The organism is Chryseobacterium sp. RR2-3-20 (assembly GCF_017808115.1).
GTDB classification, from domain to species: domain Bacteria; phylum Bacteroidota; class Bacteroidia; order Flavobacteriales; family Weeksellaceae; genus Chryseobacterium; species Chryseobacterium oryzae.
Map to the genome: position 1 here is coordinate 25,022 of NZ_JADQBD010000021.1, position 17,169 is coordinate 42,190.

Here is a 17,169-nt window from a genome sequence, read left to right on the forward strand (position 1 = left end):
CAATTGTTCGGTAAAAAAATTTAATGGAGAAAAATTTCTTTCTCCTAATCTTTTTTTAAAGCTAAAATATATTTATCAATATAAAACTGTTTTTCTTTTGATTTGTATTGCTGAATATATCTTGGATGTTCCAATACAGTCATTTTTTCAAAAAGATGGGCTTCCTGATTTAGTTTTGAAATAAATTCTGCATTCTTTTTTCCAAGAACCAAAACCTCAGAAGTATTGAGATTTAGGTCAATATGCTTTTTCAAAGTATCCATCATAAAATCTTTTACATCTTTGAAAAGTTCTTTGTCATCGTAATAATTGGCATTTACCCAACTGCCTTTCGATTTTCTCACAATTGCGAGAGGAAACGGAGAATTGATATAAACATCCCTATAAAATTCTTCGGCACCGCCGTACTGTGCAATCATATCATATACAAAAACGGATGAAACTTCATGAGTGTATGCAGATTTCATTTTAATTCCGCAAACGGTTTCCAGACGTTTGGTATCGGTAAACGGAACTCCCGTAACTCCTGCTCCGTGACGGCTCGGATTAATCCCAATCATAAATTTTCTCTGCGCAGTATCGTTATAGTAATGATGGTAAAACTTTTCCATAACGGTCATTGTTTCAGGATTATCCAAGTAAGGATTTAAAACCTGAAAATCGTTGGAAAGATTTCCCGAATAATGTAATTTGCTGTTAAATTCAATGACCTTTTCCCCGAATGTTTTCATACGATTAAGATAGAAAAAATGCAGCAAAAAATTTAATTGCTGCATTGTTGTATTTACGCTTATTTAAATTTAAATCAATCCGAACTGCTCAAAATGGTGTGTAAAATGCTTTCGCTGGAAAAGTTCCATCATTTCTTTATTAAGCATTCCGAATCTTGGATGATAATGTTCTGCAAAAGGATTTTCTTTATAATAAACTTTAAATTCTTTTATGGTATCAAGCAATTTTGCTTTTGCCTCATCCAGATTTTTATATTTTGGCTGCAGACTTTCCCCGTCTTTCAAAAGTGGATATTTGGCACCGAATTTTATCTTTTGATCTGTGTACAGCCAATCCTGAAGCTTTTCAAGTTTTTCTGCAGGAATTTCTTCAAAATCTTCAGATTTTAAATTTCCAAAGCCATTTTTCATGACCTCTTCCAAATGTTCAACCATCAGTTGTGGAGAAAGTTCCCCAAATGTACGCTCAGATTTTTCGGTTAAATTATGCAACGTTTTTTGAATATTTCTAACATTCAAATCCATAAAAGGAGACTGCTTTGCCACTAATGTTAAAATGGTAGCTACACAAACAACCTCATCTCTCTGATTCACCACTTCAACCAGCCATTTTACAACACCAGAAGGAATATTTCTGCCTTTCACCCCACGGTTGATCTTTTCTTTCGCCGTTAAGTAAACCGTAATCGTATCTCCTGCATAAACAGGTTTAAAGAATGAGCAGTTTTCTAACCCGTAATTGGCAATAACAGGTCCCTTTTTCCCCGAAACGAACAATCCCGCCGCTGCAGAAAGAATAAAATATCCGTGAGCCACTGTTTTATCGAAAATCGTTCCGGTTAAGCTGGTCGCATCAGTATGGGCATAGAAATGATCCCAGGAAACATTAGAGAAATTCACGATATCTGCATCAGTTACCGTTCTTCCAGCTGTTTCTAAAGAATCTCCAACCTCAACTTCTTCAAAATATTTCTGGAAAGGATGTTTGTCTGAATATTTTTTCTCTGCTCCCTGCTGATAAATTTTAGTAATTGCCGTTAAAACATCCGGAGAACCCTGAATTGCGGTCTTTTGAAGAAAAAAATGAAGACCGTTTAAACCGCCCATTTCTTCACCGCCTCCGGCTCTTCCCGGGCCACCGTGCATCAAAGTAGGAAGTGGCGAACCGTGACCCGTACTTTCTTTGGCATTATCTCTGTTTAACACGAAAATTCTACCGTGCTGAGAAGCCATTTTCCATGAAGTTTCGGCAACAAATTTTTCATCATGAGAAATGATAGAACCAACCAAACTTCCTTTTCCTCTTTTTGCTAATGCTGCAGCTTCTTCCGCATCTTTGTAAGGCATCAACGTAGAAACCGGACCAAAAGCTTCAACATCATGAGAAATATTTTTGGTGAATGGAGAATCATTTAAGAATAGTTTCGGGCTCATAAATGCACCGTTTTCATAGTTGGCATCAACCAATTCGTGTTGTCCATCGTAAATAAGTTCTGTTTCAGCTTTCAGTAAATTTACTTTTCTTAAAACTTCATCATACTGCTGTTTTCCGACTAAAGAACCCATTCTTGTTTCTCGCCTTAACGGATTTCCGATTTTGGTCTGATCTAATGCTTTAGATAAAGCATCCTGAACATCTCCGATTAAGTTTTCAGGAACGATAATTCTTCTGATTGCGGTACATTTTTGTCCGGCTTTGGTCGTCATTTCATTGCGGACTTCTTTGATGAATAGATCAAACTCCGGCGTGCCCGGTTTTGCATCCAACCCAAGAATAGAACAGTTCAAAGAATCGGCTTCCATGTTGAAACGAACCGCATTTCCTGCAATTGATGGCAAAGATTTTAATTTTCTACCTGTTGTCGCAGAACCTGTGAATAACACAGAATCTCCATCCTGAACATAATCCAGAATATTTCCAGGTTCACCGCAAACCAGTTGAACAGCTCCTTCAGGAAGAACACCACTTTCAATCATATCCTGAAAAACTGCATTGGTTAAATAAGAACCAAACGGAGAAGGTTTCACAATTGACGGAACACCCGCTAATAATGAAGTTGAAAGTTTTTCCAGCATTCCCCAAACCGGGAAGTTATACGCATTAATTTGTACTGAAACCCCTTCGCTTGGCGTTAAAATATGAGTACCCAAAAAAGTTCCGTTAGCAGAAATTTTCTGAGTTTCCCCATCAACCCAAAACGGAGTATTGGGAAGCATTCTCTTCGCCAAACCAGAATATGTGAAGAAAGTACCGAAACCTCCTTCGATATCCACCCAAGAATCCACATGAGTTGCTCCTGTTTTATAAGATAAATCGTAATATTTTTTCTTTCTTTCGAGAAGATAAAGAGCTACCTTTTTCAGCATTTCCCCACGGTCGTAGAACGTCATGGATGAAAGATTTTTGTAACCAACTGTTCTTCCGTAATCCAAAGTCTGCTCAAAATTCAGACCTTCAGTATCCGAGACAGCAACCTGCTCTCCCGTCACAGCGTTGTATAAAGGAATTCCGTTTCCAGAGCCTTCTATCCATTCGCCGTAGATATAGTTTTTTAACTTTTGCATATAGTATTTATATTTTAGTTTACCAATATATCAATGTAACAGTTTACCAATATTTAAAAATAATTTTTGAGATTGCTACATTGTTATATTGTTATATTGTTACATTTTATTTCACTTCCTGATACGGAAACAATTTCACCAAACCTTCATACAAACTTCTGTGAAGAATCGTTGCATGGTTATCTGTTTCCATCATTTTATATTCTAAAGTCCAATTTTTTTTATTGGCTTTTTTCAAAACATCAAAGAAATTTTCTGCATCTTTTACCATCACCGGATGTTCTCCTTTTCCGACAGAAATATAAATGAATTTTTTGGTATCCGGAATTTTAGTTAATAATTGAGAAGCCTGTTTTAATAAACTTTCATTATCCCACCATAAACTCGGACTAATGATAAAATAATTATTGAATAGTTCAGGTTTTTTTAATAGAATTTCAGTGGCTAAAAGTCCACCCAAAGATTGTCCGAATAAGTATTTATCGGTTGTTTTAAACTGACTTTCGATATAAGGTTTTAGTTCTTTCTCCAAAAAACTAATGAATTTGTCCGAATGTCCTGTCGTAGGATAATCTTTCTGTAAATCCTTTAAATCAGTATGAAAAGTAAAATCCTTTTTCCTGTCAATATTGGCAATTCCTACCACAATCGTTTCCGGCATAGAATACATTTGATTGAAAAATTGCACTAAACCCGTAACGTGAATAAAATCTTCATTCATGCTTCCATCCAAAAGATAGATTATTGGATAAGATTTTGTTTTATCGAAATTTTGTGGAAGATAAATATTTAAAATTCGGTCTTCATTTAAAATTTTAGAATGTATGGTTCTGATTTCTCCAATAGTTAAGGGTTTTACATTTCCCGTCTGAGCAAAAACTACAGATTGAAATGTAAAGAGAATACTACAAAAAATAAGGAGTTTTTTAAGCATATTAAATTTTGAAATCAATTTTATTTCACATCATCCCAAATGCTGTAATCAACAACTTTCGTAGGAATCTGCTGAACATATTCCGTAAAAGGTTCACAAGGTAAAATAGCGTCTTTTCCTTCTCTTGCCAATTCCTGATATAATTTTGTTCCTTCTGTTTTCCATTTTATCATTTCATCGGAAACATCACGGATGATTTTTGCCGGACTTCCAACAATCAGTTTTCTTGCATCACATTTGAAATTTGCGGGAACAAAAGCTAAAGCACCGATGATACATTCGTCACCGATTACTGCTTTGTCCATCACTACGGCGTTCATTCCAACCAAACAATTTCTACCAATATGTCCGGAATGAATAATCGCTCCATGACCAATATGCGCCGATTCTTCCAGAATGGTCTCAATGCCCGGAAAAACGTGAAGTGTACAATTTTCCTGTACATTGGCTCCGTCTTTCACGATAATTTTACCCCAGTCGCCTCGAATTACTGCATTCGGACCAATATAAACTTCTTCACCGATTTCCACATTGCCAATAATCACCGCTTGTGGATGAACGTAAGCGGAAGGCTTAATGATGGGGCGAATTCCGTGATATGAGTAGATATTCATAAAATTTTTATTGGAAATTTAATTTAACAATGTATCAATCTAAGGGTTTACCAATGAGATGCTTCTACAAGCTCAGCATGACAAGAATTGTTACGTTGATACATTTTCAGATTCTTATATTATTGAAAAAGCTATACTTTTTCAATCACCATTGCATAACCTTGTCCGACACCGATACAAAGCGTACACAAGGCATATTTGTTATCTTGTTTTTGAAGTTCCATAGCGGCAGAACCAACAATTCTTGCTCCTGAAACTCCGAGTGGGTGACCGATTGCGATAGCTCCTCCGTTTGGATTTACTCTCGCATCATCATCCTTTAAACCTAACGTTCTTGTTACTGCCAAAGCCTGCGCAGCAAATGCTTCATTGAGCTCAATGACGTCCATATCTTCCAGTGAAAGATTTACCCTTTTTAAAACTTTTTGAGTTGCTTCAACAGGTCCGATTCCCATAATTCTAGGCTCTACACCGGCAACAGCTGATCCTAAAATCTTGGCAATAGGCTTCAAATCATATTTTTTTACAGCTTCTTCGCTGGCAAGAATTAATGCTGCTGCTCCGTCATTCATTCCGGAAGCGTTTCCAGCTGTTACTGTCCCTCCTTCTTTTCTGAAAGCCGGACGCAATTTTCCCAAACCTTCCATTGTGGAAGTAGGTTTGATGAATTCGTCTTTATCGAAAACTTTCGGTTCTCCTTTTCTTTGTGGAATTTCCACTTTTACAATTTCTTCAGCCAGTCTACCGTTTTCCTGTGCTTTAGTCGCTTTATGCTGAGACCAAAGCGCAAATTTATCCTGATCTTCACGGCTGATGCTGTGCATTTCTGCTAAATTTTCGGCCGTTTCTCCCATTCCGTCAACGCCGTACATTTCTTTCATTTTCGGATTGATGAATCTCCATCCGAAAGTCGTATCAAACATCTGGCTGTCTCTCCCAAAAGCCGCACTTGGTTTTGACATCACATAAGGCGAACGCGTCATGTGTTCTACTCCACCGGCAATATAGATTTCCCCTTCACCTGAAGCAATCGCACGGAATGCATTCGCCACCGCCGACATTCCCGAAGCACACAATCTGTTGACGGTTTCGCCTCCGATTTTATAGGGAAGTCCAGCCAACAAAAGTCCCATTCTGGCTACGTTTCTATTATCTTCACCTGCCTGATTGGCGCATCCGAAAATAACATCCTCAATTTCCTCAACAGGAACTTCAGGATTTCTTGCTACGATTTCTTTAATGACGATAGCAGCCAAATCGTCTGCTCTTACTTCTGAAAGACCACCTGATAATTTTGAAATAGGTGTTCTGATGTAATCTATAATGTATACGTTGTTCATTTTTCAATAGATTTTAGATGATAGATTTCAGACAACAGACATTTCTAAATCTAATATCTTACCTCTGATGTCTTTTATCTGATTTATAATTCTGTAACCTTTTTTCCGATTTTATAAACAGTTCCAACAAATTTCGCCACCAATTCTTGATTCTGATTGGTAATTTTAATATCGTAAATCGCTGTTTTTCTGGTATTATTTACCAAAATACTTTCAGCTCTGAAAATATCTCCTTCTCTTCCAGCCTTTGTGAAATTTATGGTTACACTTAACGCCACGGCTGCATTTCCGTCATTGTTTGAAGAAAAAGCAAAAGCTGAATCCGCAAAAGCAAAGGTTACTCCACCATGAACAGTTCCCAAACCGTTAAGCATTTGTTTGGTGATTTGCATTTCAATTAATGCATAGTTTTCTTTAATATCAATAATTTTTATTCCTAAAAACTGGGAGAAATAGTCTTTCTCCATCATGTAATCTACAACCTGTTTCGGATTCATTATCTTTTATTTAAATTTTTAAATCTCATTACATCTTTCCATGTATAATTTCTTCCGTCTAAAATGAAGAATGCTAAAAAAATAAAGACGAAATAAAATAAAAAGCCATATATGTTGATACTTTTCTCATCATCCCAACCCAAACAATAAAAGAAAAGTTTTACAAGGGCGAAACCAACAACATAAATAGCCGCAGTTACTATAGATCTGAGAAAGTTTTTCATTGTAAAAATTCTTTTCAGCATAATTTTTAAATGTTTTTAAGCTAAGAATTGTTTATTTGTTCATATAATTCATCTGCCAATTGATCGTAAATACTCATGGTTTTACCCAAAATTAACTGTTCATAGGTAAGATTTCCAGAATCTGATGATTTTTCGCTCTGATAAAAACCGGCTAAATTAATCCCTTCTTCATGGGCGATTCTTTTAACCAATTCTTTATATTTTTCATTGAAAATTCCCAATAATTCTAATTTTTCCTGATCATCTTTTATTGAAGAAAGTTCCTGAATTAAATATTCTTTTTCAATGTTCAGCCTTATTTCCAATTCTGTTCGGAATGATTCTATATCCATGACATTTAATCTAATAAGTAACAATGAGGCATTTACCAATGAATAAGAAGAACTGCTGCATCGTTAGATTGGTATATTGTTACATTTTACGAAGTAATGGGCTTTGTCTATACCTTTCTTCCTGATATTCTTCGTAAAGATTTTGAAGGGTTTCAGAGATTTTTGCATATCCGATTTCTTTTCCCCAAACCAACAATCCTTTGGGATAATTTACTCCTTTCTGCATTGCTAATTCCAAATCTTCGTCATTCGCAATGCCTAATCTTTTTGCTTCAACCGCTTCATTTATCAACATAGAGATAATTCTCAAGAATATTTGTGGATATAATTCATCATTCTTTTCAAACTCTTGGTTATTGATTCTTGATTCTTGTTTCTTATCAGAATAATCATAAAAACCTTTTCCTGTTTTTCTGCCGTGAAGTTTGGCTTCCGACATTCTTTGCTGAAGAAGGGACGGCTTGTATTTCGGATCGTAAAAATATTCGTTGTAAACCGTTTTGGTGACTGAAAAATTCACATCTACTCCAATAAGATCCATCAGTTCAAAAGGTCCCATTTTAAAGTTGCCGATTGTTTTCATCGCATCATCAACCTGTTCTACCGTGGCGATATTTTCCTCAACAATTCTCAATGCTTCACCATAATATGGGCGTGCAATTCTGTTCACGATAAATCCCGGAATATCTTTGGCAATAACCGGAGTTTTACCCCAGTCTTTCATCAAACTGTATATTTTTTCCGCTAAAGAGTTTTCTGTTAATAAAGAAGGAATAACCTCAACTAAAGGCATCAATGGAGCCGGATTGAAGAAGTGGATCCCGATGAAACGCTCCGGTTTTTGTAATTCCGCACCGAGAGAGGTGATGGAAATAGATGATGTGTTGGAACCGATTACACAAGTTTCAGAAACGTGGTTTTCCAGTTCTGTAAATACTTTGGTTTTGATTTCTTTATTTTCGATGATGGCTTCAATGATGAGTTCACATTCTTTGAAGTCCTTCAATTCTGTAGCAATGGAGATATTGGCTAAAATTTCAGTCATTTTTTCTGCCGAAATTTTTTGTTTATCAACAAGTTTGGTTAATGTTTTTTCCAAACCTACAGTTGCCGTTTCTACTTGTTTTGCGTTGGCGTCATAAACCCAAACTTTGCATCCGTTCGTTGCGGCCACTTGTGCAATGCCTATTCCCATGGTTCCGGCACCGATGATTCCTACATTTTTCATGTTGTATAATGTAAAATGTACAATGTAAAAAGTATTGTATGTGTACGTTGTACATTTTACTTTTCACATTGTACAAGTTTATTTATTTTCCTTTATAATTAGGTTTTCTTTTTTCTAAAAAGGCAGTTACACCTTCTTTAAAATCTTCTGTTTCTGCAGCTTTTTGCTGTAAATCTCCTTCCAATTCAAGCTGTTCTTTTAAAGTATTATTGTAAGAGTTGGCAAAAGCTTTTTTGGTTAGTTTTAAGCCAATTGTAGGCATATTAGATACTTTCTCCAAAATTTCCATAGATTTTGAATTGAATTCTTCTTCGCTGAAAACTTCTGCTACCAAACCATAAGATTTTGATTCTTCAGCCGATAATTTTTTACCCGTAAATGCTAAATAATTGGCCAATTGTCTTCCTAATAATTTAGGCAAGAAATAGGTTCCACCCGTATCAGGAATTAACCCAATATTTGAAAATGCCTGAGCAAAATATGATTTATTATTGGCTAAAACAAAGTCGCAAATCAATGCTAACATCGCTCCTGCTCCTACAGCCGGACCATTTACCAATGCAACAACAGGTTTTTTGCAACGTGTAATTTCAAGCACCAAAGGATTATAATAGTCGGTCACAATTTTTCGGATAATATCGTGATCCTGATGATCATTTCCCTGAACAAAAGCATCATCCAGATTCTGACCCGAACAAAACGCTCTTCCTCTTCCTGAAATCGCAACACATCTTACGATGGGATCATTACTGCATTCATTTACAAATTCCTTTAACTCTGTTAACGAAGGCTTAGTTAAGGCATTCATGGTATCCGGATGATTGAGATAAGCAATTTTCAGCTTTCCCTCAAAGTGGGTTTCGATGTCAAGTTGTGTGTACATAGTTTTACTTTTTATAATTAATGTAAATTTACGTATAAAAATATAGCAATATATCAGTTTACCCGTATAACAATATTTGCCGCATTCAAAATTTTTACATTTTTATATTGCTCGTTTGTTACATTAATCTAGTGACATTTAAAATAATCAAATGGCTCTAAACAGTCTAAGCATTGATATGAAGCTTTACATAAAGTAGATCCGAATCTGCTGATCTGTTTTGAATTCATAGAACCACAACGCGGACATTTCTTCGGTTTCCCGATGTGATGTTCATCTGCTCCTTTTTCGGGAGGTGTAATTCCGTAAGCACGAAGTTTTTCTCTCGCTTCATCCGTAATCCAATCTGTTGTCCAAATGGGAAACATTTTGGTGATTACTTTTGCATCCCAACCATTCTCTTTCATAATTTTTATGATGTCCTCCTCAATGGTAAACATAGCAGGACAGGCAGAATAAGTAGGCGTAATGGTTACTTCACAAGAATTCTCGCTGGTAATTTTCGCTTCTCTTACAATGCCCAATTCCACAATATTGATTACCGGAATTTCCGGATCGGGAACGAGTTTTAATATATTTAATAAATCTACCAATGTAATAATTTATCAATCTAACAATTCTTATTTTGGACTAATACTAGTACTCAAAATCTTATAAATAATTTTAGAAATCTCTAAAATTTGATTTTTCAATTTTTCTTCAAAAGGATAACTTTTCGAATGCTCCCACAAATACAACCAATATTTTGTTTCCTCAACTTCTTTTGCTGCAATTTTTATTTTATGAATAAAATCATTTTGCTTGAAGGATTTTGAGCCTCATGAACATTTGCACCAATACTTGTTGCTGAACGTAACAATTGTTTTGAAATAACATATTTACCCGCTGAATCTAATTTTTCGCAATACTCAATAATATCTAGTGAGAACTGAAGCGTCTTACTAATTATTGAATTATCATTTTTATTATTCATATTGGTAAATTATTAAATTGATATATGGTTACATTCAAAAATTTACCACGTACAACCAGGATACGCTCTCTGCATATACTGTAATTCACAAAGGATAAATCCAAAATATTCTGTATGATATCCTGTTCTTGATTTTGGCTGCATGAAAGGATTTGTAGGGTATTCTAATTTGAAATCCGCAAAATCTTTCTGTGTAATCGCAACAAATTCTTCGTAAAGAACATCTGAATTCGGAGCAATATTTAAAGCAACCAAATCATCTTCCCCTTCTGTCTTTGCGAATAAACCTTTTGTATATTCCCAGGTATTTTCAATCGCTTTTACCAAACGACTTTTACTTTCCTCTGTTCCCTGAGCAAAAATTTTCATCCAAGACGCAGCGTGAGTATAGTGATATCTTACTTCTTTCAAAGATTTTTGGGCGATGGCAGAAAGTTCTTCATTTGTAGAATTTGACAAGGCTTCATACATCAATTTCTGATATACAGCGAAAACATAAACTTTCAAAATGGTCTGTGCATAATCTTCGTTGGGAAGCTCTGTCCAGTGTGCGTTTACATATTCGTGTTCGTATCTTAAAAATGCCAAATCATCTTCAGTTTTTCCGTTATCTATCACTCTTGAAGCGTACACATAAAAGTTGTTTGCCTGACCAAGTTCATCCAATGCGATGTTTGTTAATGCAATATCTTCCTCTAAATAAGGACCTTCACCGCACCACGCAGACAAACGCTGTCCCATAATGAAACTGTCGTCTGCTAGTTTTAATAAATAATTATATAATGGGTTCATTTGTTGTAATTTGAAAATTTGAGAATTAGGCAATTTGAAAATTAAAACACAGTGATGGCATTTTCAAATTAGCACATTTTCAAATTTATTAATTGATTTACATATTTTTCACATCGTTTGGAATCTCGTAGAACGTCGGGTGACGGTACAATTTATCATCAGCCGGATCGAAGAATGCTTCCTTGTCAACTCCTTCCGAAGTCACGATATATTTACTTGGAACAACCCAAACAGAAGTTCCTTCTTTTCTTCTTGTATAAACGTCTCTTGCGTTCTGCAAAGCCATTTCTGCTGTTGGCGCCTGTACAATTCCAACGTGTTTGTGAGATAATCCCGGTTTAGTCTGAATAAACACTTCCCACATATCTAAATTTGCCATAAATAAAATTAAATTTAACAATGTATCAATGTACCAGTTTAACAATAAGGAGATTCTTCGCTTCGCTCAGAATAACAATTGAATTGCTACATTTTTACATCGGTATATTGTTATATTGAAATTTTTTCCTGTTTTTCAGCGAAAGCCGCTGCCGCTTCCTTTACCCAAGAATTTTCTCTTTGAGCTTTTCTTTTGGTTTCAATACGCTTTTTGTTTGCAGGACCGTTTCCTTTTAAGATTTCCATGAATTCATCCCACGGAAGTTCCCCGAAATCGTAATGCTGTCTTTCTTCATTCCATTTCAGATCTTTGTCCGGAATGGTTAATCCTAAGAATTCAGCCTGAGAAACGGTAACATCAATAAATCTCTGACGAAGACTATCGTTACTTTCTCTTTTCACTCTGTAGTTCATAGAAATTTTAGAGTTCGGCGAACTGTCGTCATTTGGACCAAACATCATTAAAGCCGGCCACCAGAAACGGTTTAAAGAAGCTTGAGCCATTTCTTTCTGCTGTTTTGTTCCACGGCAAAGCGCCATCAAAATTTCATAGCCTTGTCTTTGGTGAAAAGATTCTTCTTTACAGATTTTCACCATCGCTCTGGAATAAGGACCATAAGAATTTCCCATCAACATTACCTGATTCATGATTGCTGCTCCATCAACCAACCATCCGATTGCACCAATATCTGCCCAACTCAATGTAGGGTAATTGAAAATACTTGAATATTTTGCTTTACCTTCCAACATATCGTCGTAAGTAGCATCTCTGTCTGCTCTAATGCTTCCGTCTCCTAATGTTTCAGTCGCAGAATAAAGGTATAAACCGTGACCTGCTTCATCCTGAACTTTAGCCAACAAAGCCATTTTTCTTCTCAAGGAAGGTGCTCTGGAAATCCAGTTGGCTTCCGGCAACATTCCCACAATTTCGGAATGGGCGTGCTGAGAAATCTGTCGAACCAGCAGTTTTCTGTAATCATCAGGCATTACATCTTTTGGTTCTACTTTATTTTCGTTGTGTACGTATTGTACAAATTTTTCTAAATCCATTTTCTTGTCTTTTGTAAAATGTAAAAAGTATTTATGTATTCATGAATACGTTTTACATTAAATCGTTAATACAATTTAAACATCATAATTAAGCATCACCACATTCGTTGTCGGGTGACATTGACAGGTAAGAACATAACCTCTGGCTACTTCTTCTTCGGTAAGCGCGTAGTTTTTTTCCATGAAAACTTCACCTTCCAAAACTTCGGCTTTACACGTACAACACACTCCTCCTTTACAAGCGAAAGGCACAGGAAGATTGTCTTTCAATGCTTTATCTAAGATACTCTCTTTTTTTGAATTTAAGTGGAACGAATATTCATCATCATCAATGATTACCGTTACCATACTTTCGATATTGGCAATAGCTTTGAATTCGTCACTCATTTCCTCCGTATTTTCTTCATCCGGAGCGGTAAAATATTCAAATAATACCTGGATTGCCGGTACTTTTTTATCTTTCTTTAAATAATCTGCAATTCCTTTAATCATTTCCGAAGGTCCGCAAATGAAGAATGTTGATTCTTTCACATCAATATCTGCGTACCTTTCGAACAACTGATCTAATTTTTCAGGAGAAATTCTTCCTTCAAAAATCGGATCTTCATGTTTCTCACGGCTTACTAAATAGACAACTTTCAGTCTTCCGTTAAAAGTTTCTGCCAATTTATCGATTTCAGCTTTTTTCATTACATGATTCATGCTTCTGTTGCTGTAGAACAAATAAGCATTTGAATTCGGTTCCTGATAAAGACTTTCCTTAATATTCGATAAAACCGGAGAAATTCCGCTTCCAGCAGCCAAACCAACGTAAGTTTTCACGTTTGTCGGGTGATACGAAGTATTGAAACCTCCCATTGGAGGCATTACTTCAAGGATTTCGTCCATGTGAAGATGTTCGTTGAAATACCCAGAAACTTTTCCGTTTTCGAGTAATTTTACCAAAACTTCCAGCGTGTTGCTTTTTTCACTCGGAGCATTGCAGATGGAATAAGAACGCCTTTCCTCATTTCCGTTAATCATCATTCGGAAATTAAGATACTGCCCCTGCTTGAATCTGAATTTATCTTTCAGATCCTCAGGAATTTCAACGGCTACATTTACAGCATCGTTGGTATCTTTCTGAACTTTTACAGTTTTAAGTTTATAAAATGAATTCATTTATTTTTTAAGTATTCTGTTAATTTTTCCGCCTTCACATTTTGGAAGACTGTCCTGAGCGTGAATTTTAACTTTCGTAGTAATTCCTACTCTCTTTTTAATCTCGTTTTCGATGCTTTTCCCAAAGTTTCCGACAAAAATAGCATAATCGTCGGTATTAATTTCAAGTTTTTTTGCTCCTACAAAATCATTATCAATTTCAACATCAATATCGAGTGCAACACACATCTGTTCTTTTTCAACTGGCTTTAAATAATAATTCGGAACCACTCCATCCACATGAGAAAACGCTTCTTCAATCTGGCTTGGATACACATTTACGCCTCTTACAATCAGCATATCATCAGCTCTTCCAAGAATGGGTTTCATTTTAACCATAGTTCTTTTTCCGCTTTCATCATAGTAAAGACTTGTAATATCGTTTGTCCAGTAACGTAAAAGCGGCATGGCTTTCTTGGTTAAAGTTGTAATCACCAAAACGCCTTCTTCACCGAATGGAACAGGTTCTTTGGTAATTGGATCTAAAATTTCAGGATAAAAATGATCTTCCCAAATATAAGCTCCACCTTTTTCCTCAAAATCCTCCATAGAAACTCCCGGACCAATAATTTCGCTTAAACCATAAATATTGGTTGCATGAACGCCCAATCTTTCTTCGATATGTTGTCTGATGATTTCCGTCCACGGTTCTGAACCTAAAACGGCATATTTTAAACTGATTTCTTCTGCAGAAATTCCACGTTTTGCAAATTCATCAGCGATGGTAAGTGCATAAGAAGGCGAACAACAGAGAACTTCCGGCTGAAAATCCATAATTAAATCAACCTGCCTTGAAGTCATTCCGCCCGAAATAGGAAGAACGCTCATTCCCAGTTTTTCTGCTCCGTAATGAAGTCCGAGCCCACCGGTGAAAATACCATAACCATAAGCATTATGCAACTGCATTCCCGGTTTTGCTCCTGCTGCGTTTAAAGATCTCGCCACCACTTCGCTGAATAAATCGACATCTTCTTTTGCATAACCTACAACTGTCGGTCTTCCCGTTGTTCCGCTAGAACAGTGAATTCTCTGAAGCTCATTCTTAGGAACAGTAAACAATCCGAACGGATAATTATCTCTTAAATCTTGCTTGTAAGTAATCGGAAGTTTCGTAATATCTTCAATCGACCTTATATCTTGCGGAGATATTCCTGATTCATTAAATTTTCCTCTATAAAATTCCGACTTCTCTCCAAGATAGTCTACCAATTTAGCCAATCGCTCAGATTGAAGCTGTCTCAATTGGTCGAGCTTTAAATATTCAACTGAAAAATCCATATAATTAACTAACTAACATTTGTTAGGTGTAAAATTAAAAAGATTTTTTAATCTGACAAATTTTTTATGATTTTTATCATAGATTTTTGAATATTAGCTAATTAATGGTTGGAGCACACTTTGTTAACTTTCAAAATTTCAGGTCTTTCAGAATCATTAGATATTTTTCCTATTCTTGCAAACTCTGCCCACAAAGCACGAATTTTCTTTCCTGAAAGATGAATATTGCTCCAAGGAGTATCTTTAAGAAGCACTGAATTCTTCCAAGCAGATTCATTAGAAAAAATAAGAGGTAAATCTACACAGTGCGAAGCTCCAATACTGTGATTTTGGGTAATTGAACTCAAAACAAATTGATAAACATTACCTCCGCCACTCGCCATATTTTCAGCAAAATTATTAATAGGATTTGCGTAAATAGAATTGGTAGTTACACTTACCATTTTATCCAAAATTTTCTTATGAAGATAGGTGTAAAAGCCTTTTTCTGCTGTTTTAATGTAAAATGCTGTTTCGTCTTGATTATATCCAACCAAAACATCATATTTTGAAGCGTTTTTTTTCCATAAATCTACACTTTCCTCTTCTGTACACAATGGAGGAAAACCATACTGACTACAGAAAGGCATCGCAGTTTTTAAGCCATATTTTCTAAATGACGGCAAATAACTATCATATTTTTCTACCATGGTTAAAGGATCTTTTTCATTTTTCAAAAAATCTGTATTCTGAAAAAATTCCTGTGACATTTTCTGTCTTTTTTTTCTGAAACCAAGCGGAGCACTCTGAATAATTGCCCGATGAAACAAACCTTCAACGCCTTCAGAAATCATAAGATGGGCAATAGCATCTCCACCGGAAGACTGACCGAAAAGTGTAACATTATCTTTATCTCCGCCAAAATTTGCAATATGAGCTTGAATCCATTTCAATGCTTCAATAATATCAAACAGACCTAAATTTGCAGGTCGGTCTTCAGTTCCGCCCAAGAAACCAAAAAGACCTAACCGATAGGAAACAGAAACCACCATAACGTGTTGTTCTTTCACCCAAACCGAAGGATCAGAAGTTGGCAAATTTCCACATCCCACTTCATAAGAACCACCGTGGATCCAAACAATTACAGGCAATTTATCTTCTGTGGATACATTTTCGGGGCGGGTAATGGTGAGATATTGAGGCGATTCGTCAGGTTGAAAGTCATCTATATTGGTTTTCTGAATTAAACGGTCTAAAAAAGGACTCACTTTTTGCGGACAAACCGGAGTTTTATGTAAAAGTTGTTCCGGATTGTTATCTTTCTGGGGAACAGGCATTTTGAACCTTTCGGAACGTGCGTAACGAATATTTTTAATTTTTAAAACATGATCTTCCTGAAAGGCAAGAATGTTCCCAAGAGAAGTATGAAATGTATAAACACTGTTTGGATGGTCTTTCATATAAAATACTTTTGTAATCTTCCCCAAAAACTGGATCATTTAAAATTATAGTTTTTAAATTTGGAAGAGAATGAAACAGAGTAAATTTACAGAAGTTCAGATCATCAAGATTTTGTCTGAACAAAACGCGGGGAAATCCGTTAATGATATTTGCCGTGAGCATGGGATTAGCCAAGGAACTTTTTATAATTGGAAAAGCAAATATGGCGGTATGGAAGCTCATCAGTTAGCTCAACTCAAAGAGCTGGAAAAGCAACTCTCACAGTACAAAAAAATTGTGGCAGAGCTTACTTTGGAAAATGTAGTTTTAAAAGATGTCATAGAAAAAAAGCTTTGACGCCTTGCGAAAAGCGGGATCTGGTGTTGTATTCAAAAGAAACTCATCAGATGAGTTTTCGCAGGGCGTGTCAGGTTTTCAGTCTACAAACTTCTGTTTTTTATTACAGGAAAATACGTAAAAGTAAAGATGATGAGATCCGTGCACAATTGGCTTTGCTTGCAGAAGAGCACGAGACTTGGGGATTTTGGACGATGCACCACCGGTTGCGGAACTTAGGATTCGGTTGGAATCATAAGCGTGTTTACAGAATCTATACTTCGATGAAACTTAATCTAAGAAACAAACGCAAGAAACGTCTTCCTGCAAGGATAAAAGAGCCACTTTTACGTCCCATTTATCCCAATGTCACA

At 35.9% G+C, this 17,169-nt stretch carries 19 protein-coding genes and 1 pseudogene; 2 read left to right on the plus strand and 18 right to left on the minus strand.

Going from position 1 to position 17,169, the window contains the following annotated elements; translation table 11 throughout:
- Positions 1-44: 44 nt before the first annotated feature.
- The 18 genes and pseudogenes from IV513_RS07095 to IV513_RS07180 form a co-directional block, all read right to left on the minus strand.
- Positions 45-731, minus strand: a complete 687-nt coding sequence (locus IV513_RS07095) for an SMUG2 DNA glycosylase family protein (protein WP_209389911.1) — start codon at positions 729-731, stop codon at positions 45-47.
- Positions 732-800: 69 nt separating this feature from the next.
- Positions 801-3,296, minus strand: a complete 2,496-nt coding sequence (gene paaZ / locus IV513_RS07100) for a phenylacetic acid degradation bifunctional protein PaaZ (RefSeq protein WP_209389912.1) — start codon at positions 3,294-3,296, stop codon at positions 801-803.
- Between the two features lie 106 nt (positions 3,297-3,402).
- Complete coding sequence (locus IV513_RS07105; protein WP_209389913.1) at positions 3,403-4,230, minus strand: alpha/beta hydrolase; 828 nt, start codon at positions 4,228-4,230, stop codon at positions 3,403-3,405.
- A 20-nt stretch (positions 4,231-4,250) separates the two neighbouring features.
- Positions 4,251-4,844 carry a transferase hexapeptide repeat family protein gene (locus IV513_RS07110; protein WP_209389914.1) on the minus strand — a complete coding sequence of 198 codons (594 nt, stop codon included), beginning with the start codon at positions 4,842-4,844 and terminating at the stop codon, positions 4,251-4,253.
- Between the two features lie 131 nt (positions 4,845-4,975).
- Entirely contained in the window at positions 4,976-6,184 is a 1,209-nt protein-coding gene (gene pcaF, locus IV513_RS07115; protein WP_209389915.1) for a 3-oxoadipyl-CoA thiolase, read from the minus strand.
- A gap of 83 nt (positions 6,185-6,267) precedes the next feature.
- Positions 6,268-6,681 carry a hydroxyphenylacetyl-CoA thioesterase PaaI gene (gene paaI / locus IV513_RS07120; RefSeq protein WP_209389916.1) on the minus strand — a complete coding sequence of 138 codons (414 nt, stop codon included), beginning with the start codon at positions 6,679-6,681 and terminating at the stop codon, positions 6,268-6,270.
- Positions 6,681-6,905 (minus strand): hypothetical protein, encoded by a 225-nt coding sequence (locus IV513_RS07125; RefSeq protein WP_209389917.1) that lies wholly within the window; start codon positions 6,903-6,905, stop codon positions 6,681-6,683. The genes paaI and IV513_RS07125 overlap by 1 nt, the downstream gene beginning before the upstream one ends.
- Positions 6,906-6,946: 41 nt before the next feature.
- Positions 6,947-7,258 carry a hypothetical protein gene (locus IV513_RS07130; RefSeq protein WP_209389918.1) on the minus strand — a complete coding sequence of 104 codons (312 nt, stop codon included), beginning with the start codon at positions 7,256-7,258 and terminating at the stop codon, positions 6,947-6,949.
- Between the two features lie 79 nt (positions 7,259-7,337).
- Complete coding sequence (locus tag IV513_RS07135) at positions 7,338-8,486, minus strand: 3-hydroxyacyl-CoA dehydrogenase NAD-binding domain-containing protein (protein ID WP_209389919.1); 1,149 nt, start codon at positions 8,484-8,486, stop codon at positions 7,338-7,340.
- Between the two features lie 82 nt (positions 8,487-8,568).
- Positions 8,569-9,369 (minus strand): enoyl-CoA hydratase/isomerase family protein, encoded by an 801-nt coding sequence (locus IV513_RS07140; protein ID WP_209389920.1) that lies wholly within the window; start codon positions 9,367-9,369, stop codon positions 8,569-8,571.
- A gap of 128 nt (positions 9,370-9,497) precedes the next feature.
- Entirely contained in the window at positions 9,498-9,962 is a 465-nt protein-coding gene (gene paaD / locus IV513_RS07145) for a 1,2-phenylacetyl-CoA epoxidase subunit PaaD (RefSeq protein WP_209389921.1), read from the minus strand.
- A 27-nt stretch (positions 9,963-9,989) separates the two neighbouring features.
- A pseudogene (locus IV513_RS16060) lies at positions 9,990-10,342 on the minus strand (four helix bundle protein).
- A gap of 42 nt (positions 10,343-10,384) precedes the next feature.
- Positions 10,385-11,134: a 1,2-phenylacetyl-CoA epoxidase subunit PaaC gene (paaC, locus tag IV513_RS07155; protein WP_209389922.1), complete on the minus strand. Its 750-nt coding sequence runs from the start codon at positions 11,132-11,134 to the stop codon at positions 10,385-10,387.
- Between the two features lie 97 nt (positions 11,135-11,231).
- Positions 11,232-11,513 carry a 1,2-phenylacetyl-CoA epoxidase subunit PaaB gene (paaB, locus tag IV513_RS07160; RefSeq protein ID WP_002981782.1) on the minus strand — a complete coding sequence of 94 codons (282 nt, stop codon included), beginning with the start codon at positions 11,511-11,513 and terminating at the stop codon, positions 11,232-11,234.
- Positions 11,514-11,623: 110 nt separating this feature from the next.
- On the minus strand, positions 11,624-12,562 hold the full coding sequence (gene paaA, locus IV513_RS07165; protein ID WP_209389923.1) for a 1,2-phenylacetyl-CoA epoxidase subunit PaaA: 939 nt from the start codon (positions 12,560-12,562) through the stop codon (positions 11,624-11,626).
- Positions 12,563-12,637: 75 nt separating this feature from the next.
- Positions 12,638-13,723 carry a 2Fe-2S iron-sulfur cluster-binding protein gene (locus IV513_RS07170; protein ID WP_209389924.1) on the minus strand — a complete coding sequence of 362 codons (1,086 nt, stop codon included), beginning with the start codon at positions 13,721-13,723 and terminating at the stop codon, positions 12,638-12,640.
- Complete coding sequence (locus tag IV513_RS07175; protein ID WP_209389925.1) at positions 13,724-15,040, minus strand: phenylacetate--CoA ligase family protein; 1,317 nt, start codon at positions 15,038-15,040, stop codon at positions 13,724-13,726.
- Between the two features lie 101 nt (positions 15,041-15,141).
- Complete coding sequence (locus tag IV513_RS07180) at positions 15,142-16,479, minus strand: carboxylesterase family protein (RefSeq protein WP_209389926.1); 1,338 nt, start codon at positions 16,477-16,479, stop codon at positions 15,142-15,144.
- A gap of 70 nt (positions 16,480-16,549) precedes the next feature.
- Between IV513_RS07180 and IV513_RS07185 the strand changes: the two genes are divergently transcribed.
- Positions 16,550-16,816: a transposase gene (locus tag IV513_RS07185; RefSeq protein WP_209389927.1), complete on the plus strand. Its 267-nt coding sequence runs from the start codon at positions 16,550-16,552 to the stop codon at positions 16,814-16,816.
- A gap of 50 nt (positions 16,817-16,866) precedes the next feature.
- On the plus strand, positions 16,867-17,169 hold a 303-nt coding region (locus IV513_RS07190; RefSeq protein ID WP_209389928.1), incomplete at its 3' end, for an IS3 family transposase.